This is a genomic window from Bacillus sp. LQ01 (genome assembly GCF_057624735.1).
This window is the reverse complement of sequence record NZ_JBYEZL010000001.1, coordinates 499,141-519,347: the sequence shown is the minus strand read 5'-3', so window position 1 is coordinate 519,347 and position 20,207 is coordinate 499,141. Positions and strand designations below refer to the sequence as shown.

At 37.2% G+C, this 20,207-nt stretch carries 16 protein-coding genes; 7 read left to right on the top strand and 9 right to left on the bottom strand.

Features of this window, described 5'->3' with window-relative positions:
• Window positions 1-484: 484 nt before the first annotated feature.
• The 5 genes from odhA to AC22L0_RS02765 all read left to right on the top strand — a co-directional run bounded on the left by odhA (window position 485) and on the right by AC22L0_RS02765 (window position 10,292).
• A complete protein-coding gene (odhA, locus tag AC22L0_RS02785; RefSeq protein ID WP_097997940.1) occupies window positions 485-3,352 on the top strand; it encodes a 2-oxoglutarate dehydrogenase E1 component in 2,868 nt (955 codons plus the stop codon).
• Between the two features lie 133 nt (window positions 3,353-3,485).
• Window positions 3,486-4,745: a 2-oxoglutarate dehydrogenase complex dihydrolipoyllysine-residue succinyltransferase gene (odhB, locus tag AC22L0_RS02780; protein ID WP_000569926.1), complete on the top strand. Its 1,260-nt coding sequence runs from the start codon at window positions 3,486-3,488 to the stop codon at window positions 4,743-4,745.
• 124 nt (window positions 4,746-4,869) lie between these two features.
• Window positions 4,870-6,789: a putative thiazole-containing bacteriocin maturation protein gene (locus tag AC22L0_RS02775; protein ID WP_001061550.1), complete on the top strand. Its 1,920-nt coding sequence runs from the start codon at window positions 4,870-4,872 to the stop codon at window positions 6,787-6,789.
• Window positions 6,786-8,735: a TOMM precursor leader peptide-binding protein gene (locus AC22L0_RS02770; RefSeq protein ID WP_000615607.1), complete on the top strand. Its 1,950-nt coding sequence runs from the start codon at window positions 6,786-6,788 to the stop codon at window positions 8,733-8,735. The genes AC22L0_RS02775 and AC22L0_RS02770 overlap by 4 nt, the downstream gene beginning before the upstream one ends.
• Window positions 8,736-8,750: 15 nt before the next feature.
• Entirely contained in the window at window positions 8,751-10,292 is a 1,542-nt protein-coding gene (locus AC22L0_RS02765; protein ID WP_001175532.1) for a SagB family peptide dehydrogenase, read from the top strand.
• 30 nt (window positions 10,293-10,322) lie between these two features.
• On the opposite strand, the gene AC22L0_RS02760 is transcribed toward AC22L0_RS02765, so the two are convergent.
• The 3 genes from AC22L0_RS02760 to AC22L0_RS02750 form a co-directional block, all read right to left on the bottom strand.
• Window positions 10,323-10,733: a DUF3908 family protein gene (locus AC22L0_RS02760; RefSeq protein ID WP_097997942.1), complete on the bottom strand. Its 411-nt coding sequence runs from the start codon at window positions 10,731-10,733 to the stop codon at window positions 10,323-10,325.
• A 196-nt stretch (window positions 10,734-10,929) separates the two neighbouring features.
• Window positions 10,930-11,418, bottom strand: coding sequence for a GNAT family N-acetyltransferase (locus AC22L0_RS02755; protein WP_000634326.1), 489 nt, complete (start codon window positions 11,416-11,418; stop codon window positions 10,930-10,932).
• 100 nt (window positions 11,419-11,518) lie between these two features.
• On the bottom strand, window positions 11,519-12,853 hold the full coding sequence (locus tag AC22L0_RS02750) for an FAD-dependent oxidoreductase (protein ID WP_487272133.1): 1,335 nt from the start codon (window positions 12,851-12,853) through the stop codon (window positions 11,519-11,521).
• Between the two features lie 200 nt (window positions 12,854-13,053).
• Between AC22L0_RS02750 and AC22L0_RS02745 the strand changes: the two genes are divergently transcribed.
• A complete protein-coding gene (locus AC22L0_RS02745; RefSeq protein ID WP_000332420.1) occupies window positions 13,054-13,476 on the top strand; it encodes a hypothetical protein in 423 nt (140 codons plus the stop codon).
• Between the two features lie 46 nt (window positions 13,477-13,522).
• Here AC22L0_RS02745 and AC22L0_RS02740 read toward each other — a convergent pair whose 3' ends face one another.
• Both AC22L0_RS02740 and AC22L0_RS02735 read right to left on the bottom strand, forming a co-directional pair.
• Window positions 13,523-14,758: a TcaA 3rd/4th domain-containing protein gene (locus AC22L0_RS02740; RefSeq protein WP_097997944.1), complete on the bottom strand. Its 1,236-nt coding sequence runs from the start codon at window positions 14,756-14,758 to the stop codon at window positions 13,523-13,525.
• 19 nt (window positions 14,759-14,777) lie between these two features.
• Complete coding sequence (locus AC22L0_RS02735; RefSeq protein ID WP_000650099.1) at window positions 14,778-15,563, bottom strand: zinc ribbon domain-containing protein; 786 nt, start codon at window positions 15,561-15,563, stop codon at window positions 14,778-14,780.
• Window positions 15,564-15,759: 196 nt separating this feature from the next.
• On the opposite strand from AC22L0_RS02735, the gene AC22L0_RS02730 reads away from it, so the two are divergent.
• Complete coding sequence (locus AC22L0_RS02730; RefSeq protein ID WP_000424528.1) at window positions 15,760-16,593, top strand: hypothetical protein; 834 nt, start codon at window positions 15,760-15,762, stop codon at window positions 16,591-16,593.
• 14 nt (window positions 16,594-16,607) lie between these two features.
• Here AC22L0_RS02730 and AC22L0_RS02725 read toward each other — a convergent pair whose 3' ends face one another.
• The 4 genes from AC22L0_RS02725 to trpA form a co-directional block, all read right to left on the bottom strand.
• Entirely contained in the window at window positions 16,608-17,291 is a 684-nt protein-coding gene (locus AC22L0_RS02725; protein WP_001128613.1) for a DUF2278 family protein, read from the bottom strand.
• 90 nt (window positions 17,292-17,381) lie between these two features.
• On the bottom strand, window positions 17,382-18,881 hold the full coding sequence (locus AC22L0_RS02720) for an L-lactate permease (RefSeq protein WP_487272132.1): 1,500 nt from the start codon (window positions 18,879-18,881) through the stop codon (window positions 17,382-17,384).
• 114 nt (window positions 18,882-18,995) lie between these two features.
• Complete coding sequence (locus AC22L0_RS02715) at window positions 18,996-19,355, bottom strand: DUF4029 domain-containing protein (RefSeq protein ID WP_000946131.1); 360 nt, start codon at window positions 19,353-19,355, stop codon at window positions 18,996-18,998.
• A gap of 73 nt (window positions 19,356-19,428) precedes the next feature.
• A complete protein-coding gene (gene trpA, locus AC22L0_RS02710; RefSeq protein ID WP_000537852.1) occupies window positions 19,429-20,205 on the bottom strand; it encodes a tryptophan synthase subunit alpha in 777 nt (258 codons plus the stop codon).
• Window positions 20,206-20,207 lie beyond the last annotated feature (2 nt).

The window sequence follows — 20,207 nt, the reverse complement described above, 5'->3', positions numbered from 1 at the left end:
AACTTTTTTTGTAGAAATCCTTCACTTTCCTTTCAATATTTAACACTATCTAAATAAAGTTTACGATAAATTCATAATTTTTTATTTTTTATACTATATTCCGTTATATTGTTGTATAATATCTATGAAAGCGCTTATTATTTCAATATACATAATTCAAACTGTTTTTATCGAAACATTCTAACTATTATACCTATATTTAAATGCAACAATTATAGCTATTAGTATAGGCATACCAAATATATCCACCCCATTTTTCTGTAAAATTACTTTATAACATGAAAGATTAACTTGGGTGATAAGTTATTGTGAATGTTTTTTTACAAAACAGATAAGTAATAGTGTTTGGTATTATGTAAATTATTGTAATAACATAAGAGTAAAGAAAAACATTTACATTGATTATTGATTCATTACTTATTGAAAAAGAGCAAAATGCACCTTTGTATGGAAAAGGATTATATGCATTGGGAGGTTTAAACAAATGACGAGGAAGAATACAACGACAAACCCTTGGGCCAAGTTCCACGGTCCGAACCTTGGTTATGTTATTGAGCAGTATGATCTTTACGTAACTGGAGCAGGTTCTGTTGATCCGGAATTACAAGAGCTTTTTGAAATTTTTGGAGCTCCTTCGTTTCAAGATGATGTCGTAACAGGGGACAACACAGCAACACATTTTTCTCCTCAAAACACAGGTAACATTGAAAAAATTCTTAAAGTCGTTCAACTTGTTGAGCAGATTCGTTCTTTCGGGCACACGTTGGCTCACATCAACCCGATGGAAGATGCTGCAAATGGACAATCTCTTCTTGAGAAAGCAATGAACGAACTGAGCGATGCTGACTTGAAAGCGATTCCAGCGAAAACGGTATGGCAAGATGCACCAGAAGGTATTCACACTGCACTTGATGTAATTCATAGATTAAAAGACGTTTATACAAAATCTTTAGCTTATGAATTTTCTCATATACAAGATAGTGAAGAACGCGCGTGGTTGCATCAAATGGTGGAATCAAATTCATTGCGTCAACCACTATCAAATAAAAAACGAACTGCTCTTTTAAAACGTTTAACAGCTGTTGAAGGTTTCGAGCAATTCTTGCATAAAACATTCGTTGGGCAAAAACGTTTCTCTATCGAGGGCGTTGATATGCTTGTACCTGTTTTAGATGAAATTGTTCTAGAAGGTGCTAAGAACGGCGTAGAGGATGTCATGATTGGTATGGCTCACCGCGGTCGCCTAAGCGTACTTGCTCACGTATTAGAAAAACCATATAGCCACATGTTTGCTGAGTTCAAACATGCAAAAATAGAAGGCGCAGTGGCTAATTCTGGCTGGACTGGCGACGTGAAATACCATTTAGGTAGAGAACAAGTCGTTAGTAACGAAGAAGTTAGTACTCGCGTTACATTAGCAAATAACCCGAGTCATCTTGAGTTCGTGAATCCTGTAGTAGAAGGTTTCGCACGTGCGGCTCAAGAGAATCGTAAAAAATCTGGTCTTCCAGATCAAGATACTTCAAAATCATTCGTAATTTTAGTTCATGGTGATGCTGCATTCCCTGGTCAAGGTATTGTATCTGAGACACTCAACTTAAGCAGATTGAACGCGTACCAAACAGGCGGAACGATTCATGTTATCGCAAACAATGCAGTTGGTTTTACGACTGATAGCTATGATTCTCGTTCTACGAAATATTCAAGTGACCTTGCAAAAGGTTTCGATATTCCGATTGTTCACGTGAATGCTGATGATCCGGAAGCTTGTCTTGCAGCTGCTAACCTTGCGATTCAATATCGCATGTTGTTCAAAAAAGACTTCTTAATCGATTTAATTGGTTACCGCCGCTACGGTCATAACGAAATGGATGACCCGGCAGTTACGCAACCACAAGTGTACAAAAAAATTAAAAACCATCCAACTGTAAGAGCAATTTATGCAAATCAATTACAAGCTGCTGGTGTTCTAAATGCAGATGAGGTTGAAACAATTACACAGTTTATACAAGAGCAATTAAAATCCGACTATGCACAAGTACCACCAGCTGATACGAGTGATGCAACAATTCACGTTAAAGTACCAGATGTTGTTGCAAAAGGTATTCAGTCAATTGATACTGGCGTTGAGATTGACTCACTTCGTGCAATTAATGAAGGTCTACTATCTTGGCCAGAAGGCTTTAACGTATATCCGAAAGTGAAGAAAATTCTTGAGCGCCGTAAAGATGCTCTTGAAGAGAACGGCAAAATTGAATGGGCACTTGCTGAATCATTAGCATTCGCTTCTATTTTACAAGAAGGTACGCCAATTCGTTTAACTGGTCAAGATTCACAGCGTGGTACATTCGCACACCGTCATATCGTATTACACGATACTGATACAAATGAAACATATTCACCATTACATCGCTTACCAAACATTAATGCTTCATTCTCTGTTCATAACAGTCCGTTATCAGAGGCTGCTGTTGTTGGTTACGAATATGGTTATAACGTATTCGCTCCAGAAACTCTTGTTATGTGGGAAGCGCAATATGGTGACTTCTCAAATACTGCGCAAGCATTATTTGATCAATATGTTTCAGCTGGAAGAGCAAAATGGGGTCAAAAATCTGGCTTAGTTCTTCTATTACCACACGGTTATGAAGGTCAAGGACCAGAGCACTCTAGTGCACGTCCAGAGCGTTTCTTACAGTTAGCTGCTGAGAATAACTGGACAGTTGCAAACTTAACGAGCGCGGCTCAATACTTCCATATCCTGCGTCGTCAAGCATCTATCTTAGGAACAGAAGCTGTTCGACCATTAGTATTGATGACGCCGAAGAGTTTATTACGTCACCCACTTACGCTTTCAACTGCTAGTCAGTTAAGCGAAGGACGTTTCCAACCTGCTTTAGAACAAGAAAACCTTGGCATGAAACCAAATAAAGTAAAACGTCTTGTTTTAAGCACAGGTAAAATGGCGATTGACTTAGCAGCAGAAATCGAGTCTGGTAAACATGAGTACAACTTAGACGAAGTTCATGTCGTTCGTATTGAGCAATTGTACCCATTCCCTGCTGAGAAAGTTCAATCTATTATTAAACGCTTTAAAAACTTAGAAGAAATCATTTGGGTTCAAGAAGAACCTCGTAATATGGGCGCATGGCATTACATGGCTCCAATTCTGTTCGAGCTTGCTGGAGATAAAGTGAAAACAGGCTACATTGGACGTCCTGATCGCTCTAGTCCATCTGGCGGCGATCCATTCGCTCACAAAGCTGAGCAAGAACTAATTGTTGCACATGCTTTAGATGTGAAGTATAACTTCCGTCAAGATAAACAAGAAATTGAAGTTTACAGCAACTAAAAAGTAACAATGAAGCTTTCTAGCTTGTTCCTTGGGCAGATATTCTGCCCAAGGCCAGGCTAACAAATGGAGATTACCGAAGACAAAAGAAGAAAAAACACACCGTTAGGCAAATAAGGGGAGGACATTTAAAATGATCGAAATTAAAGTACCTGAGCTTGCAGAATCTATTACTGAAGGAACTATTTCACAATGGCTTATCAACGTAGGCGACAAAGTTGAGAAAGGTGGCAGCGTTGTTGAGCTTGAAACCGATAAAGTCAATGTAGAAATCATTGCAGAAGATTCAGGTATTGTATCGAAGTTACTAGGCGAACCTGGGGATACAGTTGAAGTTGGTGCAACTATCGCAATTTTAGATGCTAATGGAGCACCAGTTGCAGTAAGTACACCTGCACCAGTGGCTGAGCAACCAAAACAAGAAACGACTGAAGCACCGAAAGCTGCGGCACCAAATGCTGAGCAAACTGCAACACTACAAGGGTTACCAAATACAAACCGTCCTATCGCATCACCAGCTGCTAGAAAAATGGCTCGTGAATTAGGAATCGACTTAAACGACGTACGTAGCACAGACCCACTTGGACGCGTGAGACCACATGATGTACAAGCTCATGCTGCAGCACCAAAAGAAGCACCAGCTGCTCCAAAGAGTCCAGCTCCTGCTCCAGTTGCAAAAACGGAATTCGAAAAACCAGTTGAGCGCGTGAAAATGTCCCGCCGCCGTCAAACAATTGCAAAACGTCTTGTAGAAGTTCAACAAACATCTGCAATGTTAACAACATTTAACGAAGTTGATATGAGTGCGATCATGGAATTACGTAAAGAACGCAAAGATGCTTTCGAGAAAAAACATGATGTACGTCTTGGCTTCATGTCATTCTTCACAAAAGCAGTTGTTGCAGCATTAAAACAATTCCCATTATTAAATGCTGAAATTCAAGGTGACGAGCTTATCATTAAAAAATTCTATGATATCGGTATTGCAGTAGCAGCTCCAGATGGATTAGTTGTTCCAGTTGTACGCGATGCCAACCAATTAAATTTCGCTGAAATTGAAAGTGAAATTCGTGAATTAGGTAAAAAAGCACGTGACAACAAACTTTCATTAAAAGAACTACAAGGTGGTACATTTACAATTACAAACGGTGGTGTGTTCGGTTCTCTAATGTCAACACCGATCCTAAATAGCCCACAAGTTGGTATTTTAGGAATGCATAAAATCCAAGTACGCCCAGTTGCAATTGATAACGAGCGTATGGAAAACCGCCCAATGATGTACATTGCTTTATCTTACGATCACCGTATTGTTGATGGTAAAGAAGCAGTTAGCTTCCTTGTTGCTGTTAAAGATATGCTTGAAGATCCAAAGTCATTATTATTAGAAGGTTGATAGATTAAAAATCTATTAAAGGCTGTAGAATGAATCATTCTACAGCCTTTTTTTATTGTGTTCATACGGGACAAATTTCATGACATAAGGTAATAATGTATGCCTAAACGTAAGGAGGATTAAAATGAATAACCTTCCAATTCATGCAAAACTTAAAGTAAATAAGGATACTTTCTTCCTCCCCGATTCAAACGGGGGTGTCTATTTTCGAAATAACGCCAGTTCATTTCGTATGGACGGTGATGGAATTTATGATTGGATTGAAAAATTAATGCCAATGTTTAACGGGAATTATTCTTTAGCCGAAATAACCGATGGCCTCCCTCTCCCCTATCAAAACCGTGTATTTGAAATTGGAGAGATTTTATATGAAAATGGTTTCGTTCGCGATGCAAATCAAGATGCACCTCATGAATTAAACAGTACATTACTCGACAGATATGCTTCACAAATTGAATTTTTAGAAGCTGATTCTCATTCAGGTGCTTTAAAGTTTGAAACATACCGCGGAGCAAATGTCCTTGTACTTGGTTCTGGGGATATGCTCACTTCCTTAGTTTCTTCTTTATTAGAATCTGGTTTACCTACATTTCATTACCTCGTTACAGATCGGGATGAAACAAACTATGACAGAATACATGAGCTAATAGAATGTGCATATGAAGTTGATAACAGTGTACTCCTTCAAGAAATCGATACTACAATTGACCGTCCCTTGCGTGAAGTATTCGAACCTTTTGATTGGATTTTATATGTTTCTCAAAACGGAGACATTGACGGTTTAAAAACAGTTCACACTATTTGTAGAGAAACGAAAAAGAATTTCATACCAGCTATTTGTTTATCAACACTCGGTATAGCTGGACCTGTCGTAACAGAAAATCGTGATGAATGCTGGGAATCCGCATGGCATCGGCTACATGAAACGACTTTACAAAATGAAAATTCATCGGATTCCTTCTCACCAATTACATCTGCCATGTTAGCAAATGTAATCGTTTTTGAATTGTTTAAACATGTCGCGGATGATTCATATCGTGAAAAAGAATCACAATTCTTTTTATTAAACTATGAAACACTTGAAGGAACGTGGCATCCTTTTATAAAACACCCTCTTGTAACTGATGAAAGTTTTACAATTGATACGATAGAAAATATTTCTGAAAAACTTGAGCATCGGTATGGCCAACATACTTCAACTGATGTATTCCGCTTTTTCGATTCATTAACTTCTAAAGAAGCCGGTATATTCCATGTATGGGATGAACAAGATTCATATCAATTACCATTATCACAATGCTATATTCAAGTAGCTACTCCACTATCAGATGGCCCAGCTCCCCTTCTGCCTCTTATGACTCGTAGTGGATTGACTCATAATGAAGCACGCCGAGAAGCTGGTTTAACAGGAATTGAAACATATGTAGCAGAAATCATTCACCGCCTTATTCCTGAACATAACAATATCGGTATCGGTGCTGGAGAAACGATGACAGAAGGATTTTACCGGGCACTACAACAACATTTAAACAATAAACTGTATGAGCGGCAGTCACATATTCTAGAGGAACTTACAACTGTTGATTTAATTGATATTCAAGATAAACATTGTAGATTTTATTACGATGCTCTCTCTACAATCCATGAAACACCTAAAATCGCAATGAGTGAAGAGATTCTCAGTTTTCCAGTCGTTTGGGTTGGTATAAATGATAGATGGTACGGTGCATCTAATATTAATATGACGTTAGCGTTACGAAACGCACTACAACTATCACTCTTTCACGTTCAAAATGAAGAAATTCCTTACAGAGCTAATATCTTGCCTGAATCCTCTATTATTTTATATGACACGGATTCTTTTAGAGTGGAAATACAAGCGGAAGAAGAAATTCCAAGTGTGCAATCTTTACAGCTTGCCTTACAGCATTTAGAAGAACATAATTTTTATCCCTTCGTGTTCGATTTAGCAATCGAACCATTTTTGAAAGAAAACCTAGACGGTGTGTATGGGGTATTAATTGCAAAGGAGGACGGTTTATGATTCAAAATATATTGCTTATAGGAGATGGCCTTCTTGCAGACTATGTACATGATCAATTATGCAAACAATATTCCATCATTCGTCAGCAGACCCTTACAGAAGAACTTCCTGAAAATATTCATCTCGCTCTCGTATTACATGACGGATCTCCTTCTACTATTCATCATGATGCCGAACTTATTTTTCGCTCAAATCATATTCCATGGCTTCGTGGTTTTACTTCATTTGGCGAAGGTATTATCGGTCCTTACATTCATCCTCTTACGCCTGGATGTTCCCATTGTTCTGATGGACGCCGTTTTATCGCTGGCTTTGATCAAAAAGAAATGTGGGAACTACAGCGGAAATATGCCTTTAAAGCAGATAATGTAACGAGACGTGACGTACGTGCCACCCAAAATGGAATGTTGCAAATGTGCCATCTTATTTGCGCAGAAACAGGAAAAATATTAACTCATAACCATTCTTCTTTAGAAAATGAACTTATTTTACTAAACTTACAAACATTACAATGTACGCGGCATTCTTTTCTTCCAGATCCTCTCTGTCCTGTATGTAGTAATTTACCTGATGATACTGCGGATGCGGCGGAAGTTTCTTTACAACCGAGTTTAAAAGTAAGCACCGAAACGTATCGCTGCCGTTCCATTCATGAGCTAAACACATTTTTAACGAGAGACTATTTAGATTATCGGGTCGGTATGTTGAACGGAAAAATGCAGCATTCTGTATTACCATTCGCTGACGTCATTATAAACATGCCATTAATGTTCGGAAATGAAGGTGTTGCGGGACGAACTCATTCATTTGCAGTGAGTGAAGCAACTGCTATTTTAGAAGGTTTAGAACGATATTGCGGTATGTCGCCTCGAGGGAAAAAGACAAATGTGCATGGTAGTTTTCATGATTTAGAGGAACATGCACTAAATCCCCTCACACTCGGTGTCCATACAAATGAACATTACAATCGTGATAACTTTCCATTCAAGCCGTTTGATCCTGATTATGAGCAAAACTGGGTATGGGGATATTCTTTATCACAAAACAGACCGCTTTTAGTTCCTGAATCAATTGCTTATTATAGCCTCGGTCATCGAGATGCTTTCGTGTATGAAACATCAAATGGATGTGCAATTGGCGGTAGTTTAGAAGAAGCGATTTTTCACGGCATTTTAGAAATTGTAGAGCGTGATGCCTTCTTACTCACTTGGTATGCCGAATTACCTCTTCCCCGCCTGGATCTTAATTCAGCAAATGATACAGAATTACAATTAATGATTCAGCGGTTACGTACGATTACCGGATATGAATTACACGCTTTTAACGCGACGATGGAACACGGCATTCCTAGCTTATGGGTAATTGCAAAAAATACGCGTGAAAATGGAATGAACGTTGTTTGTGCAGGAGGCGCTCATTTAGATCCTATTCGAGCCTTAAAAAGCGCCATTCAAGAAATAGCAGGCATGTTACTTATAACAGACGATGAGCTCGAGCACAAAAGAGAATACTACGAAAAATGCTTACAAGATCCTTATTTCGTTAATAAAATGGAAGACCATAGTATGCTGTATGGATTGAAAGAAACAGAAGAACGTCTTCACTTCCTTTTACGGGAAGATGCACCGGTGCAAACGTTCCAAGAAATGAATGTATCACAATCATTTGATATGGATCTAACATCCGATCTCCACCAACTTTTAAATCGTTTGCATCAATCTAATCTTGAAATAATCGTTGTAGATCAAACCGTTCCCCTCATAGAAAAGAATGGATTACATTGTGTAAAAGTTATTATTCCAGGCATGCTACCGATGACGTTTGGTCACCATCTTACTCGAGTTACAGGACTGGACCGGGTATATACCGTACCGATGACACTTGGATATACAGACGAACCTTTAACGAATGAAAGATTAAATCCACATCCACATCCGTTTCCATAGTAAAGGAGGGATTTCATGCAGCTAGATACTTTTTTACATCATCTCCATTTCTCTATCGATGAAATTATGCCGAATCATGAGGTGGACTGGAAAGACGCACCGCTTCCTTATAAATTATATCGAAATTTACCTACCATCCCGCTCTCCTTAGAAATCCCATTATCTTTACCGAACTCTTCTACTACACCTACTTTAGATGAGATTGGTCACTACCTTTGGTATTCATTTGGTGTAACACAATTATGTCAGCTAAATAGCGAGAGAAATGTATTACGAAGATCTATTCCTTCGGGTGGTGCTTTATATCCGAATGAATTGTATATCTATTTAAAGATTGACGATTACCCAGACGGCATTTACCATTATGACGCCGCGCATCACCGACTTATTTTACTTCGCGAAGGAAATTTCGATTCTTATTTGGCAGACACACTCGGTAATCGCTGTAATATAGATGATTGTTTCGGTGCTGCATTCGTATCCACTATGTTTTGGAAAAATTTCTTTAAATACAATAATTTTTCATATCGTCTTCAAGGATTAGATAGCGGGGTCCTCATTGGACAATTGCTAGAATGTGCAAAGCAATTCGGTTATACAAACGGCGTATACTTTCAATTTCTAGACCGTGCACTGAACCATTTACTCGGATTGTCAGAAGGTGAAGAAAGTGTGTATGCCGTTATTCCTTTAAGTACAGAGCCAGAAACTAATTGGTTTCACAATGATTACCGTGAAAATAAAACAGTTACTTCTCATGAGTTGTTGCAACAAATTCCGCCGCTCGCACATGAACATTTCATTCGCTCAAAACATGTAGGTGAATATCCGATGATAACAAAAATAAATGAAGCTTCTATGATCGAATCAACAGCACACTTCCAAACACTACATCATGAAGAGCACTATCAACATAATCCGTACGCTGTACAGCTACCAAAAGTAGAACGGTTATCGTATGATTTCCTACAACTTTGTAAAAAACGATATTCTCCTGATGCGGATTTTATTTTAACGAAATGGGATGCAGCTGAGCTCGCTACTTTACTACAAGAAGCGAGCCTTTCCTTCCCCTATTACAACGACCTTGACGGTAAGTATACAAATGAAAATACACGCGTCTCCTTATACGGATGTTTTTATAGCGTGAAAAATATTGAAAACGGAGCTTACGCTTATAACAGTAAAACACATTCCATACAACCAATTCGGTATGGAGACCTTCGCTACCCACTTCAGTCTAGTATGACGATGGATAACGTAAACCTTTTTCAAGTACCACTTTGCTTACATGTAGTCGGACAGAAAGATTACTATACACGTGCATTAGGCTATAGAGGATACCGTATTCACCAAATGGAAGCAGGTATACTCGTTCATAAACTCGTTTTTGCTGCAACTGCTATGGGGATGGGCGGGCATCCTTTACTTAGTTTTGATACAAATGCATGTGATCAATTGTACGGAATAGATACTGGGAATGAAACATCTCTTATTCAAGTTCCAGTTGGGGCATATCGGGCGCGGAATTGGTTAAAAGGGGCTTTGCATAGTTAAAAGCACGCCGATGGACGGCGTGCTTTTTTACTAGATTAACTTAAAAATACTCTTAATTTGTCTAGCAAATAACCAATTTTTCGTACCGTAGTTATCATTTAAACTATCTAAATTGATAGATTGTCCGTTACCAAACTTTAATTCTAACGTAGTATTTTTGTCATTTGTTTTTAAGTTACTATTTGTAATGTCATCATACTTTAATTTTTCAATCTCAATATATTCGTCTTTTTCTTGTCCAATCACGACATGGTCTTGGAAGAAGAAAAAGACTTCTACTTTTTTACCGAAACAAAATACATTTTTCGTATAAATTAATGTCGCGTTATCAAGTCCGACACATACTTCTTTCATTTCTTCCACAACGTGTCCAAAGTCTTCTTCATGTCTTGCATTTGATTCAGCAATCCATTCTTCGATTGTTTTCATGTTAATTGCCATACTGCGCCCCCTGGTTCGTTCATTGCTTCGTTTAAAAAATAAATACTATATGAAAATATAAGCGATACGTAATATGTTTTCAAGGGGAAACGGTATATTCAAAATAAAGTGAAACTTTAATCAGTGGGGTCTTACTGTCCGCAAATAGCGGGATAAAGTTAAATTTCAAAGTAATATAAAAGGAAAACCAATTTCATTAAATTTTAAACGTTTGAACGAGACATTCTTCATCATCAATTAACTGCTCTCTCTCATCAAATTCTATGTTCAGTTTTTTATATACTTTCTTCCAAAACGACACTGCTGGTACATTTTTTAGAAGTTCGATAACGAAATATTGTCCTCTTTTCTCTTCTAGTAAATTCTCAACAGCTTGTTTACCTATTCCTTTTCCTTTATATTGATTCAATATGAAAATATCATTAATACCAAAATCATTTTCCTTCTTCAAAAACGGACGTTCCAGTAGTAATAAGAATCCTACAATACTATGATCAACTTTTATAAAATACGGCGTGATTCCGTCATTTTTCCAAAACATATGCAAATCTTTGTATCCAAAAAAACCATTGGCTCCGATAGTTATATTCATAGTGAACTTAGAAAGATCATGAAGATATAATGCGTACAAATTACGTAATATTTCTTTTTCTGATTCTTGAACTTTTTGAAGTGCTACAATCATAAAAAAACTCCCCTTCCTCATATGTAACTATTTCCTGATCCTCTTCATTCGACAAAAATGATAATTCCCCTTTAACAAAAAAATAGCACTTTAAAAAGTGCTATTCTGCTCTCCTTGCCGCTTGTTGAATTGGGTCCCACACGCTGTTATATGGTGGTGCATAACTTAAGTCGACGTCTTCTAAATCATGAATACTCATTTTATTGAAAAGCGCCATTGCGATCACATCAATCCGTTTATCTACCCCTTCTTCTCCAATTACTTGCCCGCCCAATAATTGTTCCGTATCGGAGCGATATAGTAATTTCAAGTAAAGTGGTTTTGCATTTGGATAATAGCCCGCCATATTTGTAGAATCTACTTTGACTGTTTTATACGGGATGTGTAGCCCTTTCGCTTCTTTTTCATTTAATCCTGTTCTTGCGAGTGTCAAATCCATAAATTTAATAATGCCTGTACCTAACGTACCTTTAAATGCTCTTCGTTTATCCAGCATATTCAGTCCAGCAAGTCGCCCTTGCTTATTGGCTGTCGTTCCGAGCGGGATATGATCATGAATTTCCTTTATAACGTGGTAATGTGTTGCGCAATCACCGGCTGCATATACGTCTTGCACATTCGTTTGCATATATGCATTTACTTCGATTGCCCCTTTATAATTCTTACGTATATTTGTTCCTTCAAGAAAATCAGTATTTGGCTTCACTCCAACCGACACTAAAACAAGATCTGCTTTATACGTACCTTTATCCGTTTCGATTGCTTCTACTCGTTCATTTCCTTTAAATGCTTTTACATTTTCATTCGTTAAAATTTCAATATTGTGTTTATCTGCTTCTTTATGTATATATTCAGCCATATCTGCATCATAAATCGTACCGATATGATCATTTCGCTCAATCATTCTTACTTTCTTACCAAGTTCGACGAATGTTTCTGCCATCTCTAGTCCGATTGCACCACCGCCAATAATCGTTACATCTTCAACTTTATTCGTTTCTAACGTTTTTAATATGCGCTCAGCATCAGGAATTGTTTTTAAAAGATGAACGCCTTGTAATTCCCGTCCTTCCCATTCTGGCATAACAGGACGCACTCCAGTCGCAATTAATAATCGATCATATGGAAATTCAGAGACATCCTTCGTCTTCGTATGCTCTGCGTACACCATTTTCTTTTCCGTATCTACTTTCGTTACTTCATGACGCACTTTCGCATCAATTCCATATTTCTCACGAAACGTCTTCACGTTGCGCGCGATTAACTTTTCAGTTGAAGCGATAGCACCACTAATGACATACGGTAATCCACACTGAGCGTATGAATAAATTTCACCTTTTTCTAAAGTTACAACATTTGCATTTTCATCGTTTCTAACAATTTGCATCGCTGCACTCATACCAGCTGCATCTCCGCCAATAATGACATAGTTCACTTTACCACTCCTTCTTTTTTACATACTCTTTACGTTTTCCATATTTTATAGAAATAACACCTACTTCCATTGTAAAGAAAGAGAATTTCATCTTCAAATTTTGTGCACAAACTTATGTATGAATAGGTACCTGTCGTGTCTTATAAACAACATGTTTAATATCCTATAACAGTAACCAGTTGAAAGTAGGTGAAACATACATGTGCGCCGGCCTTCTCGTCCAGCTTCCAGAGGAACCGATAGAACCGAAACCCGCCCTCCCGCTTGAACAGGAGTTTACCGTTAGTGTAACTTTATACAGTGCTCGTGCTTGGTTATCTGACAATGACACTTTCTCACAAACTATTTGGAAAGCTACCCGCTTCGCTTCTGCATCACATGCTCGCAAGGCCATCTTTCCAGTCGGTACTGTTAAAATTTTAAATTTTTCTGACGATACAATAACAGTTACTGCATCCTCAGAATCAGATGATGCTCTTAAAATAATCGTCCCTCCTCATTCTGAAGCTGCTTTAACGTCTAGTTCTTTATCTGATGTGCAAGCCAGTACATCAGGAGGGGCAAGTAAAGTCACATTTCTCTTTCATATCTTTTTCTCTAGGGAACCTCGTCCAGCCAAATAACGATAGAAAAGGTACAGCAATATACACTGTACCTTTTTCACGCGCTCTATTCTCTTGATTTGATTAGTTCAATATTATAAGTTTCGATATCTGTTAACTTTCCTGTAAAATAAGGATTTTCTCTATACCAAGACTGTTTTGCAAAATACACTTGCATATCTTTCGTTTGAAAAATATGTCCATGCCTTGCATATATTTCATTTCTAGCAATTTTCAACTGCTCTTTCGATAAATATGTTAAATCTGCGCTCGTTAATTTTCGAATATCACTATCAGGAAAGATGAAACCATTATATACATACTCAGTCGCGGGCGTTGGAGTAACATTATAAACAACTGGTTTTTCTGTACTTTTCTTTTGAAATGGAAGATTATAAGACGAAAGTGCCGTTACCGTCTCTACTTTTGTCGTTTCCCGTCCATTTTCTCCATTTCGTTCTAAATAAATTTTCGCGCTTCCATCAGTCGCTACAGGCCCCCATGTAATTTCTTCTCCTGCGAGCGCTGTAACTGGTTTTTGATTTACGTACAATGTTGCACCAGGCGCGTTCGTTTGAACTGTAATATATTGACCTTGCAACGTTAAATCTATCGTTACGTTATTTTGGCTTTGTTTCATAAGTACAACCTTTTCCTCACGTGATAGTTTTACATAGTCATTTTTATATTCTGATTGAAACACTTGATTTCCCGGAAGAAATGGCCCATATTGCTTCTCAAACTTTTTGTCATCTGTCTTATCAATTTCTTTTCCGTTCATTTTTAACGATACGCCTTTTTCATTTGTAAGCAAAGTTGTATAGTACGTCTTCGCTTTCAATTTATATCGATCAAATATAAAGAAATACTTTCCGTCTTTCGTTAATGAAAAATCAGCTTTTTCTATTCCGTCCCGTTGTTTTTCACCTTGTCTCAAATATTGTTTTAATTCATTCACGTAAGATGGATTTTCTTTTATATATGAAAATAGAGGCGTTACGCTCTCTCTCGTTATCATAACCGATGGATCATCTGCCGTAACGATCTCAGCTAATTTCTCTCCGTCCCTCTCTTGTAAAATCGTAATCATCCGGTCTACTTGTGCCACCTGCGTATAATACGACAATCCGTACAAATACAATCCAATAATCGCTATAACAAATAGCGCTAACAGTGTAATGCCAACTTTTACACCACCGCTCATGTTCTTCTTTACTACAGAACGTCCCCTCTTCGTCCCGCAGTTTTGACAAAATTGCACACTATCTTCAAACTGAACTCCGCACTTTGTACATACATTCATCCAGTCAACCACCTTTTCATTAGAAGCCAGTTATTCCCTGTGTTAAGGCTTGAATTATCGTGCTAATGTAAGACCAAAGTACAATGAATGTTGCAATTCCAATTAAAACATTTGCAATAATAAGTGTGTAAACGAGATCTAATCCACCATTGTCTAGCTTTAATACGGCTACAGTTATACTAATCCCTATATAAGTTGCAGCTACCGATAATAATATCGGTAAGAAAAAGATTAATAAGAAACTAAAAAGAAAAGAAAGGACTAATATGACAATAGTCGGCGTCGCTATCGTTCCCCATATACCAAATACTTCAAGAAACGAAAAAGATGATTTCATCATCTTGCCACTTACAAAAATAATAAATCCGACAAATAAAGTTAAAATTAATAAAAAGAAAAAGACCGTTATAGATTCTCCAAAAAACGTGGGAGTAGATATATCTGGTGCAAATGTTCTCGTAACTGCTGATGCTGCACTCATCATTCTATAAAAAATACATGCTCCTAAAAAACAAATAAGAACAAGACTTACAATTCCATTTCGCACTTCAATAGCGCCGCTTTTCATAATCGCTGTCGGTGCTTGTAATGCATGTTTAAAAAATTGAAAATAGCCGCTCGCAAACCGCTTCGCTTGCTCTACCGTTTCATTTGGCCGAGCTTCCTTTGCTTGTGCCGCACGTGCTTGTTCCGACCCTTCTTCTTGACCACTACTTGCCACTACCTCTTCCGTTAACGAATGTCCACAATTCCCGCAAAATTTTGCCTCCGCTGCATTTTCTGTATGACATGACGGACATTTCATTCTCTTATCCCTCCTTAAGCATATACCATATAGGGTGTTACAAATTCAATATATGACTTTGGACATAAAACATGACTACAAGAAAAAGATTCTGAAATCCTTCTTCCGAAAGAAAATATATGTGCTAGTAATCTTGAAAAAAAATGCTATTATGAAACAGAATAAATAATATTTTTAACAGATTGGATGACTGGCAATGGAATTGGTAAACTCAATTTTTCAAATACTCCTTACAAGCGTAATCCAATTATTATCTTTAATTGGCGTTATCATTGTAATTGGATTTCTATTAGGCTATTTAGAATCTCTCACACGGATGTATTGGTCGAGAGCTTTTGGACGAAAAGGATTCCTATTAACGGCTTGGATCGGTGTTCCTATTCACGAACTTGGACATGCCATTATGTGCGTGCTGTTCCGTCATAAGATTGTAGCAACGCAGTTCTTCCCGACAGATACAAGTCAAGGGGCTTTAGGTTACGTACAACATCAATACAATCAAAAAAGTGTGTATCAACGGATTGGAAATTTCTTCATCGGCATTGGGCCTATTATTTCTGGTATTACTGCACTAATCCTTTTAATGCGCTATTTCGTACCAGAATCATATTTTTTATTTAATACAACTCTCGAAAAAACGATTGCTTCTACTTCTATTAATGTAGAAATGATCCAAAACATGCTCTTGTCGACGTTTGTATTATTGAAAAGCTTATTTACAATCGGCAATTTATTGAATCCTTCCTTTTGGTTATTTTTATTTATCGCCATTTGCATTTCCGCACATATCGCTTTAAGTAAACCAGACATTAAAGGATCAATAGACGGTGTTATCATCATGTTTATCGTTTTATTTTTATTCAACATCATCGCGGGACTGTTTCAATACGACAGTAACCAGCTAATTGGACAGGTTATGAAATATAATATGTATCTCATTGCGTTTTCTAGTGTAGCACTGCTTTTCTCTTGTATTTCTACACTTGTTAGTTTTTCGTTTTATAAAATAAGAAGAGGGCGTTCTTTTTAAACGCCCTCTTCTTATTAATTATTCCCCTTATAATCACAATGCTCAACGGGCACACGAGCATGCCCTTCTTCATCGGTACACCATGACTGTGATTGGAATGCAAGAAAGATACCAATCCATTCTTCTTCCTTTTCAAAGTGAATGAGTATTCCTCCGTCTTGCCATATGCCATCATCACCTTGCCATTTTTCTACATTCCCTTGATTCATATGAATATCATGTATACCGTTTCCTGGTTTGAAATGAAAATAGGAATCTGGTGTATTTTCTTCTGGTCCCCATCTTTCACCAAACGCGTAAATAATTGCTTTTTCTTCTATTGCTCGTTTTATATAACGTTCTATTTTTTCATTTAAATCATTATCTGCTCCTGCTTTTTCGGGAGGCAAAGGAATCATTTGATTTGAGTCAAATAGATTTCCTCTTACATAATCTAAAGCTACTTTCGGTTCATTGTTTTTTATTTCTGTAAAACCGAATGGTAATGTCGGTAAAATATGAATCGCCTCTGACTTAATATTGTTACTCGCAAAATATAAAACTTCTGACGGATAGCTTTGCGATTTTACGTTAATTGCAATACGATAATTTACTCCTGTCTCGCCCTGTAAATGAACTTGATAATGAGGTGTTTTCCCTTTTCCAATCTTTGATTGTATAACTGTACCTTTTAACACACCGTAGTTTTTTAGGGGCATACATTTCATCTCCTATTCATTTAGTAGAAGCTATTCATATTTAAATCATTATCCACTCATAAAAAAAATCCTCCTATGTTAGGAGGATTTTTAATTTCTCAACATATACCAAACAATAACTTCTACCACTACAAGCAAAACCGCACCAAAGATCATTAACGTCGTCTTCTTTAATAGTTCATTTTCACGGTAAGGGATATTACATAAGTAAGCACCTAGTGTAATCCGTGATGGGCAAGCAATTGTCGCTACTGATGATGCGGTGTTTTGAAGTGTTGTGACATATTGCCACGGGAGTGCTACGTTTTGTGCGGTTTGCATTTGTAGTTTTATAAACATTGCATTTGATCCTGCGTTACTACCTGTTAAAAATCCACCAATAGCGCCAATAAACGGAGCAACGAAAACGAAAAAGGTTCCAAATGTTTCACCAGCTGTCTTTGCGAGTAATGAATGCATGCCAGATGCACCCATTAGTTCTGAAATGGCGATAAACATTGTCGTCGTAATAGCAAATGGAATCCATTGTTTAATCGTTTGTGAGAGTGATTGTTTAATAATATTAGACGGGATGCGGAAGAAAATAATAGTAAATAAGCAAGTCATACCGAGCCAAAATCCTGGTGAATATAGTAACTCTAGTTTGTAAGAGTATGATTTCAAATCAAGAACCGCATATGATCTGAACAAATCATGTAATGCTGGAACGAGGCGAGAAAGTAAAATACAAACTGTTAGAAATATATAAGGGCTAATAATTTTTATAATGGATACTTCTCTCTCCGTTGCAGCCGCATGTTCTGTTATAAGATTTTGCCCACTTTTTCCTTTTAATTTAATGATAAAAAAGCCAAAGGTAATCGTAACGATAGAACTTAATATCCCGGCTAGTTCAACACTTACGTGCGCATTAGAAAGATAGATTCCGAGAGAAAATAATAGAAAGAACCCTACTCCTTCTTTCCACTTTTCTATAACCGCTTGCCAGCCGCCAACAACGTGTAAAGAAAGAATAACGAAGTAAGCAAACATCGGAATACTTAATAGCGCTGTATTTGTGCCAAGTGTTGTAAGAGGCATATTTATTAGCTGCGAACCGATAATCGTACCAGTTGCCATTGCGCCCCATGAACTAGCTAGTAAGCCGATGAATGAGAGTAGTACAGCTTGAAATGGTTTATATCCTAATGAAAGAAAAATAGGTGCTGCAACCATGAAGCCAATACCGAATCCACTTACTGATTCAATAAGCGGGCAAATGCCAAAACACATAAGCAGCATTTGTAATAAGCGATCCTGAGTAACTGCTTCTAGAAAACGTGCTACTTGATCGATGTACCCCATTTTGTTCATGAGGTGAAATAAAAAAATACCGAAAAATAAAACGTACCCGACAATAAAACAAATTAACCATCCTTTAATCGTTGCGTGCACAGTTTCACTTATCCCTAATTGAAACATTGGCGAGAGTAAAACGATTCCAACAGACACAGCATAAGAAATTAACGAGGACCTTAATGACGTTTGTTTAAATAAAAATAAACAAATGAAAATCATCATAATTGGGATAAGTGCCAACAATATGGCCATGTTATCATCTCATTTCGTTTAAAATACAATTTTTAACTATTATATAACAGATACTATAATTTTCAATTATTTTTACAACAGATTCAAAAAAGGAACCAAACGGCTCCTTTTCATTCACTCCCATTTTCTATTATCCTGAAAAACTGTCTGCTTTCCGACTATTTCTTTCAACACAACAAACACAATGTAAGTACATATTGCTTGCAATATAATATTCCAAAATTTCATTAATGTAAATGAATGAATCCGTAGAAATAATTCGTTTAATAATACAATCGAAACGATACTAAATAATTCTATACTAATCGAAAATAGACATATTTCTAAAATAGACTGTTCTTGAATGCGATTTAAGTTGGAAAAGATGAATACATACCCTAAAAATAGAGCCATTAACTCTATTTTCGTCATGCTAATGAGCCAAGCGTATAGCGGTACAGTTAAGAATAGATATAGTAGTTTACGTCTTAGCATGCCTTCTCACCCTCTAAATTATATGTATTTTCTGTATATTTTAACATTTATTACGCAAAACAAAAAGAAGAGACTACGCCTCTTCTTTTTGTTTTGTTGCATATATTAATTCACATATTTCTTCTTGCTTTTCATTTTCTAAAAGCTCAATAATCTTACTTCCAACGACAACTCCGTCGCATATTGTAACCATTTCTTCTACATGTTCTTTTGTTGAAATACCGAACCCTGCCACTACCGGTAAATGCGTATGTGATTTTACTTTTTCTAAGTAACTATGAATCTCACCTTTAAAGTTTTGACGTACTCCTGTTACGCCCGCTACTGTAACTGCGTAAACAAATCCTTTTGATTCACTCGTAATTTTTTCGATTCGCTCAATTGGGCTCGTGATGGTAACGAGTGGAATTAGCGCAACGTTTGCCTCTCGAAGGAGCGGTGCAATAATGTCTTGTTCTTCATATGGTAGGTCTGGAACGATGATGCCGTCTACCCCTGCTTCTATACAGTTTTCGATGAATCGTTCTTTTCCGAATGCAAGTACTGGATTTAAATATGTCATGAGTACAAACGGAATTTGCACTTCTTTCCTTACCTCTATTAATGCTTGAAAAATGCCTTTTACTGTTACACCGCTATCTAGCGCTCGCTTCCCTGCTCTTTGAATTGTTGGGCCATCTGCAACTGGATCTGAAAACGGGATGCCGATTTCAACGATGCTTGCTCCTGCTTCGTCTAGAAAACGAATTCTTTCTTTTAATTTTTCAAGGCCACCATCTCCGCCCATTACGTACGGAATAAATGCTTTCTTACCATTTTCAAACGCTGCTGTAATTTTTTCGACTCCCATTT